The sequence below is a fragment of the Kocuria salina genome (genome assembly GCF_013368965.1).
Classification (GTDB): domain Bacteria; phylum Actinomycetota; class Actinomycetes; order Actinomycetales; family Micrococcaceae; genus Kocuria; species Kocuria rosea.
The window spans coordinates 448,715-468,154 of sequence record NZ_SSSF01000003.1 but is presented as its reverse complement, the minus strand read 5'-3'; the positions used below and the strand labels follow the sequence as shown (position 1 = coordinate 468,154).

The following is a 19,440-nucleotide window of genomic DNA, read 5'->3' as shown; positions in this document are numbered from 1 at the left end:
TTGTCCCACGACACCAGCCCCCACGAGCACGGCGGTCATCCCGCAGCCACGCCCGAGCCGACGCAGGACGGCGGCGCGGAGCGGCTGCACTGGGCCGTCTGGTCCGTGTTCGCCCGCCCCGCCGGCGGCGCCGCGGCCCGCACGGCCGGCGACGACGCCTCCGCGGCCGCCGAGTTCGACGGCGTCGTCGAGCAGCTGGCGGCCGAGGGCGTGACGCTGCGCGGCGCCTACGACGTCTCGGGGATGCGCGAGGACGCCGACGTCCTCACGTGGCTGCACGGCGACGACCCCCAGGCGCTCCAGTCGGCGGTCCGCCGGCTGCGCCGCACGGAGCTCCTGGCCGGCACCGCGCAGGCCTGGAACGCGATGGGGGTGCACCGGGACGCCGAGTTCACCCGGAACCACTCGCCGTCCTTCGCCCGCGGCGTCGCCCCCGAGGACTGGGTCTGCGTCTACCCGTTCGTGCGCTCCTACGAGTGGTACTACATGAACGCCCAGCGCCGCTCCGAGATGCTGCGCAACCACGGCATGGCGGCGCGCGACTACCCCCAGGTCCTCGCCAACACCATCGCGTGCTTCGGGCTCAACGACTTCGAGTGGCTGCTCGCGCTCGAGGCCCCCGAGCTGGTCGACCTCGTCGACGTCATGCGGGCCTTCCGCAACACGGAGGCCCGGCTGCACGTGCGCGAGGAGACGCCGTTCTACACGGGCCGCCGGATCCGCTCCGAGGAGCTCGCGGAGGTGCTCCGATGAGCGCCGAGAACGCCCTGTCGCGGGCCCGCGCGCACGCGCCGGAGCACTACGACGCCGTCGTCCTCTCGTCCTTCGGCGGGCCGGAGGGGCAGGACGACGTCCTGCCGTTCCTGCGCAACGTCACGAAGGGCCGCGGCATCCCCGACGAGCGGCTGGAGGAGGTCGCCACCCACTACCGGGCCAACGGCGGCGTCAGCCCCATCAACGCCCAGAACCGCGCGCTGCGCTCCGCCCTCGAGGCCGAGCTGCTCGGCCGGGGCCTGAGCGTGCCCGTGCTGTGGGCCAACCGCAACTGGGCGCCCTACGTGGCGGACGTGGTGCGGGAGTGCCACGCGCGCGGGCTGCGCAAGCTCCTGGTGCTCGCCACCAGCGCCTACTCCAGCTACTCCGGCTGCCGCCAGTACCGCGAGGACTACGGCGTGGCGCTCGAGGAGCTCGGCCTCGCGGACGAGATGCAGGTCGACAAGGTCCACCAGTACTACGACTCCGAGGGCTTCGTGCAGCCCTTCGTCGAGGGCCTCCGGGAGGGCCTCGCGCAGGTGCGCGACCGGCTCGGCGCCGACGGCGGCAGGATCGCGGTCCTGTTCTGCACCCACTCCATCCCCACGACCGACGCCGAGGCCTCCGGGCCGGCGCGGATGGACTTCGAGGAGGGCTCCGCCTACGTCGCCCAGCACCTGGCCGTGGCCCGGACCGTGCTGGAGCGCGTGGGGCCGGAGGAGCTCGGGGACCACACCTGGGACCTCGTCTACCAGTCCCGCTCCGGGCCGCCGCAGGTGCCGTGGCTCGAGCCGGACGTCAACGACGCCCTCGAGGAGCTCGCCGAGCGCGGTGTCGCCGGCGTGGTCCTCGTGCCGCTGGGCTTCGTCTCCGACCACATGGAGGTCAAGTGGGACCTCGACACGGAGGCCCTGGAGACCTGCGAACGGCTCGGCCTCCCGGCCGTGCGCACCCCCACCGCGGGCACCCACCCGGCGTTCGTGGCCGGGCTCGCGGACCTCGTGGAGCAGCGCGTCGCCGGGCGCGCCGCCCCGCCGCGGCTCTCCGCGTGCGCCGAGGGCACGTGGTTCGACGACTGCGCCCCGGACTGCTGCGTCAAGGTGCTGCGCGGCGCCGCCGGGCCCCGCCCCACCATCGCGCAGCGCCCCCAGGGCGAGCCCCTCCCGGTCGCCCTCGACGAGGCGGGGGAGGTGCGGTGGTCGTGACGGCCGCGGCGCAGGGGCTCCCGGTGCTGCGGGTCGGGACCCGCGGCTCCCGGCTCGCGCTCACCCAGACCACCACGGCGGCCCGGGCCGTCGCGGCGGCGGGCGGGCTGGAGCCGGAGCTCGTCACGATCCGCACCGAGGGCGACGTCCTGACCGGGCCCCTGTCCCAGATGGGCGGCACCGGGGTCTTCGCCACGGCCCTGCGGGCCGCGCTGCTGGCGGGATCCGTGGACCTGGCCGTGCACTCCCTCAAGGACCTGCCCACCGCTCCCGTGCCGGGCCTCGAGGTCGCCGCGGTGCCGGAGCGGGAGGACCCCCGGGACGCGCTGTGCGCCCGCGACGGGCTGACCCTCTCCGGCCTGCCCTCCGGCGCGAAGGTCGGCACCGGCTCCCCGCGGCGCGCGGCGCAGGTGCGCGCCGCTCGCCCTGACCTGGAGATCGTCGACATCCGCGGCAACGTGGGCACCCGACTGGGGCGGGTGGCCCCCGGCGACCTCGACGCCGTGGTGCTCGCCGCCTCCGGGCTGCGGCGGCTCGGGCTGGAGGACGCGATCACCGAGCTGATCGACCCGTCCGTCATGCTCCCCGCCCCCGGGCAGGGCGCCCTGGCCCTGGAGTGCCGCACCGAGGACGCCTCGGGGGACACCCCGCTCGCCGCCGCCCTCGCCGCGGTGGACCACCTGGAGACCCGCCTGGCCGTGACCGCGGAACGGGCGCTGCTGACCCGGCTCGAGGCCGGCTGCGCGGCCCCCGTGGGCACCTTCGCGCGGATCGAGGACGGCGTGCTCGTGCTCGACGTCGTCGTGGCCGACCCGGACGGCAGCCGGGTCATGCGCCGCAGCGGCCGCACCGCGGAGCGCGGCGTCGACGACGCCCGCGCCCTCGGCCACCGGCTGGGCGACGAGCTGCTCGCCGACGGCGCCGGCCGGCTGGCCCGGTTGACGCTCTGAGACCCGTGCCGCACCCCGGCCCCGCCGACCGCTCCGCCGACCCGGCCGCCGCCCTGCGCGGGGCCAGGGTCGTCGTGACCCGTTCCGCCGACCGGGCCAGGGAGCTCGTGGCGCTGCTGCACGGGCACGGGGCCCGGGTCCGGCTCGCCCCGCTGCTCGAGGCCACCCTCCCCGGGGACACCGGTCCCGTGGCCGCCCTGCTGGACCGGGCGGCGGACCCGGGGGCCGCCGCCGGGTCCTGGCTGGTGGTCACCTCGGTCACCACCGTCCGGGCCCTGCGCGCGGTCGCGGGGGAGCCGTCCGGCACGGCACTCGGCGACCGGTTCGCGGCGGCCCGGCGGGCCGGCCTGCGCGTGGCCGCGGTGGGGGACGCCACGGCCGCGGCCCTCACGGCGGCCGGGCTGCGGCCGGACCTCGTGCCCGGCGCGGTGCACTCGGCCGCCGGGCTGCTCGCCGACTGGCCGCCGGAGCCGGCTCCCGGCACCGTCCTGCTGCCGCTCTCCGCCCGGGCCCGGCCCACCCTCGAGACCGGTCTGACCGCGCGGGGGTACGGGGTGCTGACGGCCACGGCCTACGAGACCGTGCCCTGGCCGGCGCCCGCGCCCCTCGTGCGGCGGGCCGCGGCCCAGGGAGAGGCCGACGGCACGGACGACGACGCGGACGACGACACGGACCGCGGCGTGGACGGGCGCGTGGCCGAGCTCCACCGGTCCGACCTGCTGCAGGTCCTGGCCGCGGGCGAGGCCGACGCCGTGGTGCTCACGGCGCCGTCCCACCTCGCCGAGCTCGTGCGCGACGACCCCGCCGTCCTGGCCGGCACCGTCCTCGTGGCCATCGGCGAGCCGACGAGACGCGCCGCCGCCGAGCGCGGCCTGCCGTCCGTGGCCGCGTCCCTGCCCACCCCGGAGGGGATCCGCGACGCCCTCGCCCGGGCCCTCACCGCACCCGCGGCCTCCCGGGCGGCCGCGGGGGCGCCCGCCCCGACCCCGACGGCGGCGGCTCCGCCGCCGGCCGCACCGACCACACCGATCCCGACGACACCGATCCCTGCGACCGAGGAGACGAACTCCGTGACCCACCGAATTCCCCGCTACGACCTGGTGTCCCGCCCCCGCCGCCTGCGCACCACCCCGGCCGTGCGCCGGCTCGCCGCGCAGACCAGGGTCCATCCGTCCGACCTCATCCTGCCCGTGTTCGTCCGCGAGGGCCTCGCCGAGCCCGCCCCGCTCGGCTCCATGCCGGGGGTCGTCCAGCACTCCATGGACTCGCTCCGGCGCGCCGCCGCCGAGGCCGTGGCCAAGGGCCTCGGCGGGTTCATGATCTTCGGCGTGCCCGCCGAGCGGGACCCCGAGGGCAGCGCCGGGTGCGACCCCGAGGGCATCCTGAACCGGGCGCTGCGCGCCGTGCGCGCCGAGGTCGGCGACGACCTCGTCGTCATGGCCGACCTGTGCCTGGACGAGTTCACCGACCACGGGCACTGCGGCGTCCTGGCCGAGGACGGGACCGTGGACAACGACGCGACCCTGGAGATCTACGGCCGGATGGCCGTGGCCCAGGCCGAGGCGGGCGCCCACGTGCTCGGGCCCTCCGGCATGATGGACGGCCAGGTCGGCGTGATCCGCTCCGCCCTCGACGAGGCCGGGCACCCCGACGTCGCCGTCCTGGCCTACTCCGCGAAGTACTCCTCCGCGTTCTACGGCCCGTTCCGCGAGGCCGTGGACTCCCAGCTGCAGGGCGACCGCCGCAGCTACCAGATGGACCCCGCCAACCGCCGGGAGGCGCTGCACGAGCTGCAGCTGGACCTGGACGAGGGCGCCGACATGGTCATGGTCAAACCGGCCATGAGCTACCTCGACATCCTCCGCGACGTGGCCGAGGTCTCCCCGGTGCCCGTCTCCGCGTACCAGATCTCCGGCGAGTACGCCATGATCGAGGCCGCCGCCGCCAACGGCTGGATCGACCGCCGGGCCGCGATCCAGGAGTCCGTGCTGTCCATCCGCCGCGCGGGCGCCGACTCCGTGCTCACCTACTTCGCCGTCGAGCTCGCGGACTGGTTCCGCGAGGAGAACGGCCTCTCCTGACCCCCACCGTCCCCCGAGCCGGCACCCCCGGCGGAAGGAAGCAGACAAACCCATGAGCGTTTCCCAGGAACTCTTCGACCGCGCGCGCAAGGTCATGCCCGGCGGGGTCAACTCCCCGGTGCGGGCCTTCGCGTCCGTGGGCGGCACCCCGCCCTTCATCACCGCGGCCAAGGGCCCGTACCTCACCGACGTCGACGGCCGCGAGTACGTCGACCTCGTCAGCTCGTGGGGGCCCGCCCTCGTCGGGCACTCCCACCCGGCCGTCATCGAGGCCGTGCACGAGGCCGTGGAGCGCGGCCTGTCCTTCGGGGCCACGACCCGCGGGGAGACCGAGCTGGCCGAACTCGTGGTCGAGCGGATCGGCGCGATCGACGAGCTGCGCATGGTCTCGACCGGGACCGAGGCGGCCATGACCGCGATCCGCCTGGCGCGCGGCGTGACCGGCCGGGACCTCGTCGTGAAGTTCGCCGGGTGCTACCACGGGCACGTGGACTCCCTGCTGTCCGAGGCGGGCTCCGGCGTGGCGACCCTCGCCCTGCCCGGCTCCGCCGGGGTCACCGCGGCCACCGCGGCCGAGACCCTGGTGCTGCCCTACAACGACCTCGCCGCCGTGGAGGAGGCCTTCGCCGCCCACCCCGGCCGGATCGCCGCCGTCATCACCGAGGGCGCGCCCGCCAACATGGGTGTGGTCACCCCCGGCGAGGGCTTCAACGCGGGCCTGCGCCGGCTCACGCGCGAGCACGGGGCGCTGATGATCTTCGACGAGGTGCTGACCGGGTTCCGCGTGCACGAGGCCGGCTACTGGGGTCTCACCGCCGCGGGCGAGGACGGCTGGGAGCCCGACCTGTTCATGTTCGGGAAGGTCATCGGCGGCGGGCTGCCGGTCGCCGGCGTGGGCGGGCGGGCCGGGGTCATGAACCACCTGGCGCCCCTGGGCCCCGTCTACCAGGCCGGGACCCTGTCCGGGAACCCGGTGGCGATGGCCGCGGGCGCGGCGACCCTGCGCACCGCGGACCGGATCGCCTACCAGACCGTCGACCGGCGCTCGGCGCAGCTGCAGGAGGCGGTGCGCGCGGCGCTGACCGAGGCCGGGGTCGACCACTCCATCCAGTCGGCCGGCAACCTGTTCTCGGTGGCCTTCGGCACCTCCGCCGCCGGCGTGCACGACTACGCGCAGGCCAAGGCGCAGGAGACGTTCCGCTACCCGGCGTTCTTCCACGCGATGCTCGACCAGGGCGTCTACCTGCCCCCGTCGGTGTTCGAGGCGTGGTTCCTCTCCGCCGCGCACGACGACGCCGCGATGGACCGGATCGTCTCCGCCCTGCCGGCCGCGGCGCGCGCGGCCGCCGAGGCCCGGCCGGCCGCCTGACCCCGGCCGCCGGGGCCCGGCCGGCCGCCGTCCCGGGGAGCGCTCAGGCGTCCTCGGGGCGGCGGAGCGGCCACGCGCCGTCGACCACCGCGTCCGGGCGGGTCCGGCGGAAGTACTCCTGGAGGCTCGCGGCCTGCTCGGCCGCCCACCCCACCTGGTCGGCGTGCAGCGCGGCCGCCGGGCGCACCAGCTCGGGGAAGCGGCGGGCCATCAGCACCGCGAGCCGCTCCGTCGCGACCGAGTCCGCCGCCGAGGTGTGCGCCGCGGTGAGCTCGACCCCGTACTCCTCGCACAGCGCCCCGAGGGTGCGCTTGCCGCGCCGGTACCGGTGCACCTGCTTGTTGAGGACGTAGGGGTCCAGCACCGGGAAGGGCTGCGGGACCTCCACCCCGTGGCGCCGGCCCTCGTGGGCGAGGACCGTGAAGTCGTAGGAGGCGTTGAACACCAGCACGGGCGTGCCCGCGGCGAAGAGGCCGGCCAGGACGCCCGCGATCTCCGCGACCACCTCCGCGGCGGGCCGGCCCTCGGCGCGGGCCCGCTCGGTGCTCACCCCGTGCACGGCGGCCGCCTCCTCGGGGATCTCCACCCCCGGGTCCGCCAGCCACTCCCACTCGTCCGTCACGGCGCCGGCGGCGTCGGTGCGCACGACGGACGCCGTGACGATGCGGGCCGTGTGCGGGTCACGGCCGGTCGTCTCGAGGTCGAAGGAGGCGCGCGGACCCTCGGTCCACGCGGGGGACGCCTCCGGGGCGCCCGCGGACCCCTCGAGGTCGAAGAGCACGTCCTGCTCCGCGGCGTCGTCCGGCGCGGGCGGGGCGGGCCTCGGCGCGCGCAGCGGGGCGGCGTCGAACAGGGGCAGCTGGTCGGTGGGGCCGGCGGGGCCTGAGGGCGAGGACATGGCTCCCACCGTACCGGCCCCCTCCGACCCGCCACGGACGCGGCCGCCCCGGCCGACGCCTCCGTGCGCACCGGTCCGGAACCGTCCGGGTACGCACGGACGCGGAGCGCTTAGACCGTCGGAGTCCCGTGATGAGATGAGACCCATGCGGCACACCGAGGACAGCACCCACGCCACGAGCTCCGCCCTGCCCGGGGCGGGGCCGGTGCGCTGGACCCTGGTGCCGCCGCACGGCTCCGCGCCGGAGCGCGCCCCGTGGCGGCCGAACCCCGAGCAGGAGGAGATCGCCGGGCTCCCGGCCGGGTGCGGCCCCCGGCTCGTGCTCGGCGGCCCCGGGACCGGGCGGACCCGGGTGCTCGTGGAGCTGGCGGCCCGCCGGATCGGCGGGGGCCTGGACCCGGACCGGCTGCTCGTGCTCACGCCGTCCCGGCTCTCGGCGGCCCGGCTGCGGGACGACCTCACGGCCGCGGTCTCGGCCACCATGAGCTCCCCGCCCGTGCGGGCCTGGCAGTCCTACGCCTTCGACCTGCTCCGGCGGGCCCAGAACCAGGGACTGCTCCCGGGCGTCGCGCACGGACCCAAGCTGCTGTCCGGCCCGGAGCAGGACGTGCTGATCGGCGAGCTCATGGCCGGGCACGCCGCCGGCTTCGGGGCCCCCGTCGTGTGGCCCCCGGACCTCCGGGAGGCGCTCGCCACCCGCGGCTTCCGGCAGGAGGTGCGCGAGCTCTTCGACCGCATGTCCGAGTACGACCTCGCCCCCGACGACCTCCGCCGCCTCGCCCGGCGCCTGGAGCGCCCGGACTGGGCGGCGGCCGCCACGATGCAGGCCGAGTACCAGGCCGTGCGCCGGCTGCGGATGCCGGAGTCCTACGACCCGGCGGCCCTCGTCACGGAGGCCGCGCGGGTCCTCGAGGAGCAGCCGGAGTTCCTGCGGGCCGAGCAGGAGCGCCTCGACCTCGTGCTCGTCGACGACCTGCACGAGGCGACGCCCTCGATCCACCGGCTGCTCGCCGTGCTGTGCCGGGGACGGGACACCGTGCTGACCGCCTGCACGGACACCGTGGTCCAGGGCTTCCGCGGGGCCCGCCCGGACCTGCTGCGCACCCTCGAGGACCGGCTCGCCGAGCCCGCGCGCCCCCTGCGGCGGCACCCCCTGGGCACGAGCCGGCGGATGCCCGGGGCCGTCGCGGAGGTGTGGCAGCGCGTGGCGGAGCGGATCCCCGCCGTGGCCGGGGCCCGGCACCCCCGCGCCCTCCGGCCCGCCGGGAGCGCCCCGGGCGCTGCGGACACGGGCCACGGCGCGGACACCGCGACCGCGCCGGCCGACGTCGCGGTGGACGGCACCGGAGACCGCGCGGCGCCCGGAGAGGTCACCACGGTGGTGCTCTCCTCGCCGCTGCACGAGGCCCGCTGGATCGCGCACCAGGTCCTGGAGCGCCACCTGGTGCACGGCGTCCCGCTGGCGGACATGGCCGTGGTCGTGCGCAACGGCCGCTACCTGGAGGGGCTCGAGCGCCAGCTCTCCGCCCTCGGGGTGCCCGTCAGCACCTCCGCCGCGGAGACGCCGGTGCGCGACGAGCCCGCGGTGCGCCCGCTGCTGGGTGCCCTGCGCATCGTGACCGAGGCCGCCGCGGCGGCCGCGGACCGCGAGGAGGACGCGCACTTCGGCGCCCTCACGGTCCAGGCGGCCGTCGACCTGCTCTCCTCGCGGATCGGCAACGCCTCCCCGATGGACGTCCGCCGGCTCCGCCAGCGGCTCCGGGCGGAGGAGCTCGCCGCGGGGGGTCGGCGCACCAGCGACGACCTGCTCGTGGAGGCCCTCGTGGCCCCCGGGGCGCTCGACGCCGCCGGCGTGCGCTCCGTGCCGGCCCGCCGGATCGCCCGGATGCTCGCGGCCGGGACCCGTGCCCTCCGGGAGGAGGGCGCCACGGCCGAGACCGTCCTGTGGGCGCTGTGGGAGGCGGCCGGGGTCGCCGAGTCCTGGCGGCGCCGGGCACTGGAGGGCGGCCCGGCGGGGGAGCGGGCCGACCGCGACCTCGACGCCGTGGTGGGCCTGTTCGAGTCCGCCGAGCGTTACGTGGACCACCTTCCCGGGGCCGGCCCCGCCCAGTTCCTGGACTACATCGACAACCAGGAGCTGCCCATGGACACCCTGGCCGCCCGCGCCCCGACCGACGAGACGGTCGAGATCATGACGCCCGCCACCGCCGCGGGCCGGCAGTGGCCGGTGGTCTTCGTCGCCGGCGTGCAGGAGGGCGTGTGGCCCAACACCCGCCTGCGCGGGCAGCTGCTCGGCGCGGACCTGCTCACGGACGCGCTCGACCTCGGCGTCGACCAGGCCGCGCGGGTCACCCCGGTCACCCGCATGCGCGAGGTCCGCCACGACGAGCTGCGCTCCTTCTCCGCCGCCGTCTCCCGCAGCTGCGGCACGCTCGTGGTCACGGCGGCCTCCGGCGAGGACGAGCAGCCCTCGGAGTTCCTCGACCTCGTCGACCCCCCGGGCTCGCGGCCCGGGGAAGGCGCCCGGGCCGTGGTGGACGCCCCCCGGCCCATGACCCTGCGCGCCCTCGTGGCCGAGCTGCGGCAGTGGGTCCAGCTGCACGAGGAGGACCCCGTGCGCTCGGAGGCCGCGGCCCGGCTGCTCCACCGCATCTCCTCCTCCCCGCGCCCGGTGCCCGGCGCCCACCCCGACACCTGGTGGGGCGCCGCGGAGCTCTCCAGCACGGCGCCCGTCTTCGACGACGGGGTCCCCGTGCCCGTCTCCCCGTCCCGGATCGAGACCATCCACCGGTCCCCGCTCGACTGGTTCGTGGCCGCCTCGCGGGCCGAGGCCGCGACCGACCTCAGCCGCAGCCTCGGCTCACTCGTGCACGCCATCGCCGAGGAGCTGCCGGAGGCGTCGGGCACCGAGCTCGTCGCCGAGCTCGAGCGCCGCTGGCCCACGCTGGGGCTGCCGGAGACCTGGGAGTCCGCGGTCCAGCTCGAACGGGCCCGGCAGATGCTGCGCAAGTTCGCCCAGTACGTCCTGGACGCCCGCAGCAAGCACGGCCGCCGGCTGGCCTCCGTGGAGGGGGCGTTCAGCGTGCTCGTCCAGGGGCGGGCGCGCGACGCCCTGCTCCGGGGCCGCGTGGACCGCCTGGAGCTCGACGAGCAGGGCCGCTACGTCGTCGTCGACCTCAAGACCGGCCGGAACCAGCCCGCCGGGGCGAAGATCGCCGAGCACCCGCAGCTCGCGGCCTACCAGGTGGCGCTCACGGCGGGAGCGGGCACAGCCATGGTCGCGGGTCAGGACGAGACCGTCCTCGAGCTGCCCGGCGGCACCGTGACGGAGCTCTCCGGCGGCGCCCTGCTCGTCCAGCTCGGCACCCGGGCCAAGTCCCCCTCCGTGCAGCAGCAGGACCCCCTCGACCCGGACGCCACGTGGGCGCGGGACCTGATCACCCGGGCCGCGGAGCTCGTGGCCGGGGAACGGTTCACCGCCCGCCACGACCAGGCCGAGGGCGCCTTCAACGGGCACGGGTGCAAGCTGCCGCAGATCTGCCCGCTGTGCGCCGAGGGGCGGCAGGTGAGCGAACCGTGAGGACCGTTCGGACGGATCCCGGCCCCGTCCCACCCGGACAGCAGGAGACGACAGCGCCCATGACCGACGCCCCCGACGACCGCACCCGGCTCGACGCCGCCGAGCACCCCTACGGCGGCGTCGAGCCCCGGTACAGTCCCGAGGAGCTGGCCGAGCTGCTCGGCGGCAACCTCCCCACGGCCCAGCAGTCGGCCGTGATCTCGGCCCCGCTCACCCCCCGGCTGGTGGTCGCGGGCGCGGGCTCGGGCAAGACCGCGACCATGGTCGACCGGGTGGTCTGGCTCGTGGCCAACGGGGTCGTCGCCCCGGACCAGGTCCTCGGCGTGACCTTCACCCGCAAGGCCGCCGGCGAGCTGGGGGAGCGCATGCGCTCCCGGCTCGCCCGGCTGCGCGCCCAGGGGCTCGTCGCTCCGGCCCACGCCGAGGAGGACGACCTCCCGGCCGCTCCCCAGGACCCCACGGTCAGCACCTACCACTCCTACGCCAACACGCTCGTGCGCAACTACGGGCTGCGGATCGGGATCGAGCCGGACACCACGCTGCTGGGCCAGGCCCGGACGTGGCAGCTCGCCGCGCAGACCGTGGAGGCCTGGACCGGGGAGCTGCTCGAGACCATGCCCGCGAAGTCGACCATGGTCGCCGCCGTCCTCGACCTCGCCTCGGCGTGCGCGGAGCACCTCGTGGACCCGGCGGACGTGGAGCGCTTCGCGGCCGAGCTGCTCGGCGCGCTGGCCACGACACCGCCGGGGCGCCGGAAGAAGACCCTGGGCGCCCAGCTGAAGAAGGTCGAGGACAACCAGCGCACCGCGTGGGTCCTCGCCGAGCTCGTGGCCGACTTCGCCCGGCGCAAGCGCGAGGCCCAGGCCATGGACTTCGGCGACCTCCTCTCCGCCGCCGCCCGGCTCGCGGAGCAGGACCCGGCAGCCCGCCGGACCGAGCGGGAGCGACACCGGGTGGTGCTGCTCGACGAGTTCCAGGACACCTCGCACGCCCAGCTGCGGCTCTTCGCCGCGCTCTTCGGGCAGGGGCACTCCGTGATGGCCGTGGGCGACCCCCAGCAGTCGATCTACGGCTTCCGCGGGGCCTCCTCCGGGCAGCTCTTCGGCTTCTACGACTCCTTCCCGGTCGCGCCCGGCCAGGACGGGGAGCCCAGCTTCCTCACCACGGCGTGGCGCAACGACGCGAGCATCCTGGACGTCGCCAACACCATCGCCGCGCCCCTGCGGACCCTGCCGGCGTGGGCGCGCAGCACGTCCTCCCTCGCCGTCCCCGAGCTCACCCCGCGTCCCGGGGCGGGCACCGGCCGGGTGCGGATCAGCCGGTACGCGACCGACGTCGAGGAGGCCGTCGCGCTCGCGGAGCGCGTCCGGGAGCGCCGGGAGCAGCACCGCGGCGACCCGGAGGAGCAGATGCCCACCATGGCGGTGCTCTGCCGCAAGCGCTCCCAGATCGAGCCCGTGCGCCGGGAGCTCGCCGCCCGCGGCATCCCCTACGAGGTCGTGGGCCTGGGCGGGCTGCTCAGCACGCCGGAGGTCTCCGACGTCGTCGCGACCCTCCGGGTGCTGGACGACCCCGGCCGCTCGGACGCGCTCGTGCGGCTGCTCGCGGGGGCCCGCTGGCGGATCGGGACCCGGGATCTCATGGCCCTCGCCGACTGGGCGTCCCACCTGGAACGCCGCCGCACGGAGGCCGCGCAGGCGGGCCGGGCCGAGGACCTCGAGAGCCCGGTCACCGCGGAGGAGGCCCAGGAGGACGCCCTCGTCGAGCCCGACCTCTCCGACCACGCGTCGCTGATCGAGGCCCTGGAGACCCTCCCGTGGCCGGGCTGGACGTCCGCGCACGCCCGCACCCTGTCCGAGACCGCGCGGGAGCGCCTGATCCGGCTGCGGACGGAGCTGGACCACCTGCGCTCCTTCCTCTCCGACGACCTGCCGAGCCTGCTGCACGAGGTGGAGACGGTGCTCGGCCTCGACGTCGAGGTCGCCGCGCACCCCCACCGCCCCGTCCACCAGGCGCGGCGCAACCTGGACGCGTTCCACGAGGCCGCGCAGTCCTTCACCGCGTTCTCCGCGAGCAGCGACGTCTCGGCGTTCCTCGCGTGGCTCGACGTCACCCTGGCGGAGGAGAACGGGCTCGAGCCCGGCCCCGACCGCACGCGGCACGACGCCGTCCAGCTCGTCACGGTCCACGCCTCCAAGGGCCTCGAGTGGGACCACGTCTACGTCCCGGGACTCAACGCCGGGAACTTCCCGACCGACCGGCCCTCCCGCTGGACCCTCGACACCGGGACCCTGGCCTGGCCGCTGCGCGGTGACGCCCGGTTCCTGCCGCAGTGGGCCGTGGACACGAGCGACCTCAAGGCCCTCGAGGAGTCCCACACGGAGTTCCTGGAGCTCGCCGCCCAGCACGCCGAGGACGAGGAGCGCCGTCTCGCCTACGTGGCCGTGACCCGGGCCCGCGAGGTCCTGGAACTGTCCTGCACCGTGTTCCGGGGCACGGCCGCGAAGGGCCAGGAGCCCTCCGTGTTCGTCGCGGAGCTGGCACCGCTCACCGAGGGCCCCGAGCCGTCCGTCCGCCCGGGCCCCTGGGCCGAGGTCCCGGAGGGGGCCCGCAACCCGGCCGCCGCCACCGTGCTGAGCGCCCCCTGGCCGTACGACCCGCTGGAGGGCCCCGAGGTCACCGAGACCGTGACGGACGAGTACGGGCACAGCGCCGTGCGCGTGAGCCCGCCCCCGCACCGGGGCCGCCGGGCCGTGCTCGAGCGGGCCGCCCGCGCGGTGCGGGAGCGCGGCTTCGAGGACACCGCGGACCTCGACGTCGAGGACCTGCTCGGCGTCGCGGAGCGGGACGGGCTCGCGCCGGACCCGCGCCGGTGGTCCGAGGAGGCGAAGATCCTGCTCGCCCGGCACGAGGACGGCCGGGCCGAGCGGACCGTCCCCATGCCGTCCCACGTCTCGGCCTCGACCCTGGTGGCGCTCGCGCGCGATCCGCTCGAGGTCGTGTCGGGCCTGCGCCGGCCCATGCCGCGCCGGCCCGGCACCGCGGCGCGGCGCGGCACCACCTTCCACGCCTGGATCGAGCAGTACTACGGCAGCTCCGCGATCTTCGACGTCGGGGAGCTGCCCGGGACCGCCGACGACTACGTCGACGCGGCCTACGACCTCCCCGAGCTCGCGGCGACGTTCCGCTCCAGCCCGTGGGCCGACCGCCAGCCGTACGCCGTGGAGTTCCCTCTCGAGACCCCGATCGCCGGGGTCACGGTCCGCGGCCGGGTGGACGCCGTCTTCCGCAACGGCGACGGCACGTGGGAACTGGTCGACTGGAAGACCGGGCGGGCACCCTCCGGCCGGGAGCTGCAGGAGCGGTCGGCGCAGCTGGCCGTGTACCGGCTCGCGTGGTCCCGGCTGCGGGCCGTCCCGCTCGAGGAGGTCACCGCCGCGTTCTACTACGTGGCCGAGGACCGGGTCGTCCGTCCGCACGACCTGTCCGGGGCCGAGGAGCTCGAGGCGGTGGTCCGGGAGGCCTACGACGTGGTGCTGCGCCCCTGAGCGGGGCCGCCGCCCGGTCCCGTCGGCGGCGTCCGGCCGGAGGGGGCCTCGGGGCCGCCGGCCGGGGCGGTGTCCCCGGGCGCGCGGTCCGGGGCCGCGTCCTGGGAGGCGTCGTCCTGCCCCGGGGCCGCCGGCGCGGTCTCCGGGGCGGCCGCGACCGGCTCGGGGCGCCGGGCGACGTCCTGCTCGAGCGTGGCGAGCATCTGCTCCGCGTCGGCCACCAGGTCCTGCGCGCCGCGGTCCACGCCGCGCACGAGCCACTGCGCCAGGGCGAGCTCGGCGTCCAGCCGGGCCCGGTCCAGCAGGTGCGGGTCCGGTGCCCCGTCGGGCGCCTGGAAGGACGTGCGGCGGCAGGCCGCGGCGTAGGCCTCGAGCACCCCCTCGGCGAGGCGGGCGTCGCGCGCCGCGAAGAGCCACGCGAAGTCCTCGGCGGGATCCCCCACGTGCAGGTCGGTCCACCCGGTCACCCCGCGCACCCGTCCGCGGGAGATCACGAGGTCGTCCTCCTGCAGGTCGCCGTGGACCACGCGCGGCCGGAACCGCCACACGGCACGGTCCTCCAGGACATGCTCCCACCGGTGCAGCAGCGCGGCCGGCACGCGCCGCGTGTCGGCGGCCCGGCGCAGCTCCGTGCGGCGCCGCTGCCGGCACTGCTCGGCGGTGTAGCCGGGCAGATCGGCGTCCAGGACCAGCGCGGTCGGCAGGGCGTGGATCGCTGCCAGGAGCCGCCCGAGCTGCACGGTGAGCGTCGGGGGCGGCTCGGCGCTCGGCACGTGCCGGTGGTGCTCGGGGTCCGGCTCGGCGGCCATGCGGGCGAGCGCGTCGATGTCCAGCGGGGCGCCCTCGATGTGGGAGTGCACGAAGGCGTGCAGGTCCCCGTGCGCCACGGAGCCGGCGGCGGTGGGGACCAGGAACGGGAGACGCGACCGGACGGCGGGGGTGAAGGAGCGGAGCACGAGGTGCTCGGTCTCCAGGCGGACGCTCGCCTCGGGGCTCAGCGGGGAACGCACCCGCCAGCGCCGGCCGGAGGCGTCGAGGACCACGGCGGAGCGGAAGTCGGCGTCGTCGTCGGGGGAGGGCCCCACGGCCACGGGTGCGAGTCCGGGGACGCCTGCGGCGGCGACGGCGGCCAGGTGCTCGAGGGACGTGCTCACGCCGTCCACCCTACAAGAGGCCCGGCCCTGCAAGAGGTCCGGCGGCCGTCCCCGTCCCCACCCGCCGGACCCGTGGTCCGCCCGGGTCGCTACAGTGGGGGACGTGCCCGCCTCCACCCCTTCCGAGCCCGTTTCCGGCTCCCGCCCCGTGCCCGCCCCCGAGCGTCTCTCGCCGGCCCGCCTGCCGTTCGCGGCGACGGCCTTCGACCGCGACGCCGTCGACCGTGAGCTCCACGACGTGCGCGTGCTCGCCGCGCAGGACCCCACCACGCTCGTGCTCGTGCTCGCGGGCGGTCTCGCCCCCGTGGCCGGGGACGCCCTGGTCCTGGTGCCCGCGGCCGAGCTCCCGGCCGTGCCCCACGACCCGCGCCGGCCGGAGGTCTACCTGGGCCGGCTGCCCGGCGCCCACGGGGCCCCCGGCCCCCGCGTCCTGCTGCGCGCCGTCGCCGCCCCCGAGCCCGGGGGCGAGGACGCCGCGGCCGAGCCCTTCGCGGTGCCCGAGCCCCTCGTGGCGGCCGTCACCGCGTTCGCCTCCGGCCGGGGCGGGGAGGAGCTGCGCTGGGCCGGCCTGCGGGAGCTCGGCCCGGTGCTCCCGACCGGGGACACCTCGCTGCTCGTCACCGCTCAGTCCGTGGGACTGTGGCACCGGGACCACCCCCGGTGCCCGCAGTGCGGGGAGCCCACCGAGGTGATCCGGTCCGGCTGGGCCCGGCGGTGCCCCAACGACGAGTCGCTGCACTTCCCGCGCACCGACCCCGCGATCATCGTGGCGGTCAGTGACGGCGACCCCGACCCCGACCGGGAGCGGCTGCTGCTCGGCCGCTCCGCGCTCTGGAAGGGCAACCGGTTCTCGACCCTCGCCGGGTTCGTGGAGCCGGGGGAGTCCCTGGAGCAGGCCGTGGTCCGCGAGGTCGCCGAGGAGGCGGGCCTGACCGTGGGGGACGTGCAGTACCTGGGCTCCCAGCCCTGGCCGTTCCCGCGCTCCCTGATGCTCGGCTGCCGCGCCGTGGTGCGCTCCGGCGCGGCCGTCCCGGACGGCCAGGAGATCCTGGAGCTGCGCTGGTTCACGCGGGCTCAGCTGCGGGAGGCGGCGCGCACCGGGTCCGTGACCCTGCCCGGGCGGGTCTCGATCGCGCACGCGCTCATCGCGCACTGGCTCGGCGAGGACCTGCCGGAGACCGCGTGGTGACCAGCAGCGAGACCGGCACGGACGTGGAGTCGACCCTCGAGGAGCGCATCCTCGCCGGCCTGGACCCCGAGCAGCGGGAGGTCGCGACCACGCTGCGCGGACCCGTGTGCGTGCTCGCGGGCGCCGGCACGGGCAAGACCCGGGCCATCACCCACCGGATCGCCTACGGCATCGCCACGGGCGTCTACACCCCGCAGAAGGTCCTGGCCCTGACGTTCACCGCCCGCGCCGCCAACGAGATGCGCAACCGGCTGCGCGAGCTCGGGGCCGCCGGGGTGCAGACGCGCACGTTCCACGCCGCGGCCCTGCGCCAGCTGCAGTACTTCTGGCCCCAGGCCGTGGGCGGGCCCCTGCCCGGGCTCGTGGAGCACAAGGCGCGGCTCATCACCGAGGCCGCGCAGAACATGCGCCTGTCCACGGACCGCGCGGCCGTGCGGGACCTCGCCGCCGAGATCGAGTGGGCCAAGGTCTCGATGCTGACCCCCGACACCTATCCGACGCGGGCGGCCGGGCGGGAGATGCCGCTGAACTACGACGTGCGCACGGTCCAGCGCCTGTACCAGTCCTACGAGGAGCTCAAGACCGACCGGCACCTGATCGACTTCGAGGACGTCCTGCTGCTCACGGTGGCCGTGCTCGAGGAGGACGAGCGCGTCGCCGCGACCGTGCGCGAGCAGTACCGGCACTTCGTGGTCGACGAGTACCAGGACGTCTCCCCGCTGCAGCAGCGTCTCCTCGACGCCTGGCTCGGGGGCCGGGACGACGTCTGCGTGGTGGGCGACGCCTCCCAGACGATCTACTCCTTCACCGGGGCCACCTCCCGGCACCTGCTCGAGTTCCCGGCCCGGCACCCGCAGGCGCGGGTGATCGAGCTCGTGCGCGACTACCGCTCCACCCCGCAGGTCGTGGAGACCGCCAACCGCCTGCTCGCGGCCCGCCGGCCGGCGCGGGGCTCGACCCCCGGCGCCTGGGCCACCCCGCTGCGCCTGGTGGCGCAGCGCCCGGACGGGCCGCCCCCGTCCTGGAACGAGTACGCGGACGACGAGGCCGAGGCGGCGGGGACCGCGGCGCGCATCCGGGACCTGGTCGACGACGGTGTGCCCGCGTCCGAGATCGCCGTCCTCTTCCGCACCAACGGGCAGTCGCAGGCCTTCGAGACCGCGCTCGCGGAGGCGGGCATCGGCTTCCAGCTGCGCGGCACGGAGCGGTTCTTCAACCGGCCGGAGGTCAAGCAGGCCGTGGTGCAGCTGCGCACGGCGGCGCGGGCCGCCGAGGCCTCGGACGAGCCCACGCGCCTGGTGCGCGACATCCTCTCCTCGCTGGGCTACTCGGACCGCGCGCCGCGCTCCACGGGCGCGGTGCGCGAGCGGTGGGAGTCGCTGGCCGCGCTGGTCTCCCTCGCGGACCGGATGGCCGCGGAGGCCGCCGCCCGCGAGGAGCAGTTCGTGCTCCCCGACTTCGCCGCGGAGCTCGAGCGGCGCATGGCCCAGCAGGACGCTCCCGTGATGAATGGGGTGACCCTGGCGTCCCTGCACTCGGCGAAGGGCCTCGAGTGGGACGCCGTGTTCCTGGCGGGCCTCAGCGAGGGGCTCATGCCGATCGGCTTCGCCGAGACCGCCGACGAGATCGACGAGGAGCGCCGGCTGCTCTACGTGGGCATCACCCGCGCCCGGGAGCACCTCGTGCTGTCCTGGACCCTGTCCCGCACCCCGGGCGGCCGGCCCACGCGCAAGCCCTCACGCTTCCTCGACGCCCTGCGGGAGACCGGCGGAGACCGCCCGGCCCCGCGCCGGTCCCGCCCGGGCGGCGCCCGCGCTCACGCCTGATCGAGCCCGCACAGGCACCGGCTCCGGTCCGGCTCCGGCCAGGACACCGCGTCCGGCCACGGCGGGGCGTAGAGGGCGGCGCGTCCCGCGCCGCCCTGCTCCCGGTGCCCGTGCCCCTCGGCTCCGGCGCCGCACAGCGAGTCCAGGGCCACCGCGAGCACCTCGACGGCCAGGCGGACCGCGACGGCCTCCGCGTGGGCCGCGCCCGCCCACGCCGCGAGGACGGCGGCGGGGCCGTGCGGCGCCGTGCGGGGCTGCGTGTGCTCGAGCGTCGCCCGCACGCAGTCCGGGCAGGGCCGGTGCGCCCAGGGCACGGTGGGCCAGCGCAGCAGGACCCCGTCGGCGTGGTGCAGCGACACCACCGGGTGGCGGGGGTCGATCCCCGCCCACGCCTCCGGTTCCACCGCTCCGGGCGGGAGCCGGCCGTCCGGGGCGGGCCGCCCGGAGCTGTGCACCACGACCGTGCCCGGCAGCAGCGCCCCGGGGAACAGCTCCGGCGCGCTGACGGGGGCGCACCGGGGGTCGAGCTCGCGCAGCCGCCGGCGCAGGGCCGCCTCGCGGGACCGGCCGACGTCCGCGGGCCGGTACGCGCCGGTCCCGAGGTCGGCGGCCGCGACGGGCGCGGTGTCGCTGACGTTGAGCCCGAGCACGCCGCAGCGCAGCAGGCGCACGGCCAGCGCCGCCGCGAGACCGTCCAGGCCCAGGAGCAGGACGTGCACCTCGTCCGGACGGGGCCGCTCGAGACAGGACAGGCGCAGTTCCGGGTCGTGCGGGGAACCCTGAGGAGGGCCGGGGAACGGAGTGGTGGGCACGGGACGCCTTCCGGGACGCGCGGGCGGGACGTCGTCACTCTCGCCCGGACCGTGCCCGCGGCGCGCCCGCCGGCG

12 protein-coding genes and 1 pseudogene are annotated in these 19,440 nt (G+C 76.8%); 10 read left to right on the top strand and 3 right to left on the bottom strand.

Annotated elements, in window-relative coordinates:
* The 6 genes and pseudogenes from hemQ to hemL all read left to right on the top strand — a co-directional run bounded on the left by hemQ (position 1) and on the right by hemL (position 6,358).
* Positions 1-753 (top strand): hydrogen peroxide-dependent heme synthase, encoded by a 753-nt coding sequence (hemQ, locus tag E7Z53_RS09015; RefSeq protein WP_035927390.1) that lies wholly within the window; start codon positions 1-3, stop codon positions 751-753.
* On the top strand, positions 750-1,958 hold the full coding sequence (locus tag E7Z53_RS09010; RefSeq protein ID WP_176337626.1) for a ferrochelatase: 1,209 nt from the start codon (positions 750-752) through the stop codon (positions 1,956-1,958). The genes hemQ and E7Z53_RS09010 overlap by 4 nt, the downstream gene beginning before the upstream one ends.
* A complete protein-coding gene (gene hemC / locus E7Z53_RS09005) occupies positions 1,949-2,908 on the top strand; it encodes a hydroxymethylbilane synthase (protein WP_095650636.1) in 960 nt (319 codons plus the stop codon). The genes E7Z53_RS09010 and hemC overlap by 10 nt, the downstream gene beginning before the upstream one ends.
* Before the next feature lie 5 nt (positions 2,909-2,913).
* Positions 2,914-3,810, top strand: a pseudogene (locus E7Z53_RS20295) (uroporphyrinogen-III synthase); the annotation flags it as partial.
* A gap of 180 nt (positions 3,811-3,990) precedes the next feature.
* Positions 3,991-4,989, top strand: coding sequence for a porphobilinogen synthase (hemB, locus tag E7Z53_RS20290; protein ID WP_031283009.1), 999 nt, complete (start codon positions 3,991-3,993; stop codon positions 4,987-4,989).
* A 52-nt stretch (positions 4,990-5,041) separates the two neighbouring features.
* Complete coding sequence (hemL, locus tag E7Z53_RS08990) at positions 5,042-6,358, top strand: glutamate-1-semialdehyde 2,1-aminomutase (protein WP_017833438.1); 1,317 nt, start codon at positions 5,042-5,044, stop codon at positions 6,356-6,358.
* Positions 6,359-6,401: 43 nt separating this feature from the next.
* On the opposite strand, the gene E7Z53_RS08985 is transcribed toward hemL, so the two are convergent.
* Positions 6,402-7,256 carry a 3'-5' exonuclease gene (locus E7Z53_RS08985; RefSeq protein ID WP_081994426.1) on the bottom strand — a complete coding sequence of 285 codons (855 nt, stop codon included), beginning with the start codon at positions 7,254-7,256 and terminating at the stop codon, positions 6,402-6,404.
* A 145-nt stretch (positions 7,257-7,401) separates the two neighbouring features.
* Between E7Z53_RS08985 and E7Z53_RS08980 the strand changes: the two genes are divergently transcribed.
* Positions 7,402-10,836 carry an ATP-dependent helicase gene (locus tag E7Z53_RS08980; protein WP_176337625.1) on the top strand — a complete coding sequence of 1,145 codons (3,435 nt, stop codon included), beginning with the start codon at positions 7,402-7,404 and terminating at the stop codon, positions 10,834-10,836.
* A gap of 59 nt (positions 10,837-10,895) precedes the next feature.
* The gene (locus E7Z53_RS08975; RefSeq protein WP_176337624.1) at positions 10,896-14,384 is read left to right on the top strand and encodes an ATP-dependent helicase; all 3,489 of its coding nucleotides are present in this window, start codon (positions 10,896-10,898) and stop codon (positions 14,382-14,384) included.
* On the opposite strand, the gene E7Z53_RS08970 is transcribed toward E7Z53_RS08975, so the two are convergent.
* Positions 14,360-15,538, bottom strand: coding sequence for a phosphotransferase (locus tag E7Z53_RS08970; RefSeq protein WP_176337623.1), 1,179 nt, complete (start codon positions 15,536-15,538; stop codon positions 14,360-14,362). The genes E7Z53_RS08975 and E7Z53_RS08970 overlap by 25 nt on opposite strands.
* A gap of 103 nt (positions 15,539-15,641) precedes the next feature.
* On the opposite strand from E7Z53_RS08970, the gene nudC reads away from it, so the two are divergent.
* A complete protein-coding gene (gene nudC, locus E7Z53_RS08965) occupies positions 15,642-16,727 on the top strand; it encodes an NAD(+) diphosphatase (RefSeq protein ID WP_258299430.1) in 1,086 nt (361 codons plus the stop codon).
* Entirely contained in the window at positions 16,721-18,553 is a 1,833-nt protein-coding gene (locus E7Z53_RS08960) for an ATP-dependent helicase (RefSeq protein WP_017833443.1), read from the top strand. Before nudC ends, E7Z53_RS08960 begins: the two co-directional genes overlap by 7 nt.
* On the opposite strand, the gene E7Z53_RS08955 is transcribed toward E7Z53_RS08960, so the two are convergent.
* Positions 18,544-19,365 (bottom strand): ThiF family adenylyltransferase, encoded by an 822-nt coding sequence (locus E7Z53_RS08955; RefSeq protein ID WP_158279204.1) that lies wholly within the window; start codon positions 19,363-19,365, stop codon positions 18,544-18,546. The two genes, E7Z53_RS08960 and E7Z53_RS08955, sit on opposite strands and share 10 nt — an antisense overlap.
* Between the last annotated feature and the right edge of the window lie 75 nt (positions 19,366-19,440).

Bases quoted from the DNA above. Each gene is read 5' to 3' on its own strand.
- E7Z53_RS08980 (WP_176337625.1), top strand. From the start codon at position 7,402: ATGCGGCACACCGAGGACAGCACCCACGCCACGAGCTCCGCCCTGCCC.
- E7Z53_RS08975 (WP_176337624.1), top strand. From the start codon at position 10,896: ATGACCGACGCCCCCGACGACCGCACCCGGCTCGACGCCGCCGAGCAC.
- E7Z53_RS08985 (WP_081994426.1), bottom strand. From the start codon at position 7,256: ATGTCCTCGCCCTCAGGCCCCGCCGGCCCCACCGACCAGCTGCCCCTG.
- E7Z53_RS09010 (WP_176337626.1), top strand. From the start codon at position 750: ATGAGCGCCGAGAACGCCCTGTCGCGGGCCCGCGCGCACGCGCCGGAG.
- hemL (WP_017833438.1), top strand. From the start codon at position 5,042: ATGAGCGTTTCCCAGGAACTCTTCGACCGCGCGCGCAAGGTCATGCCC.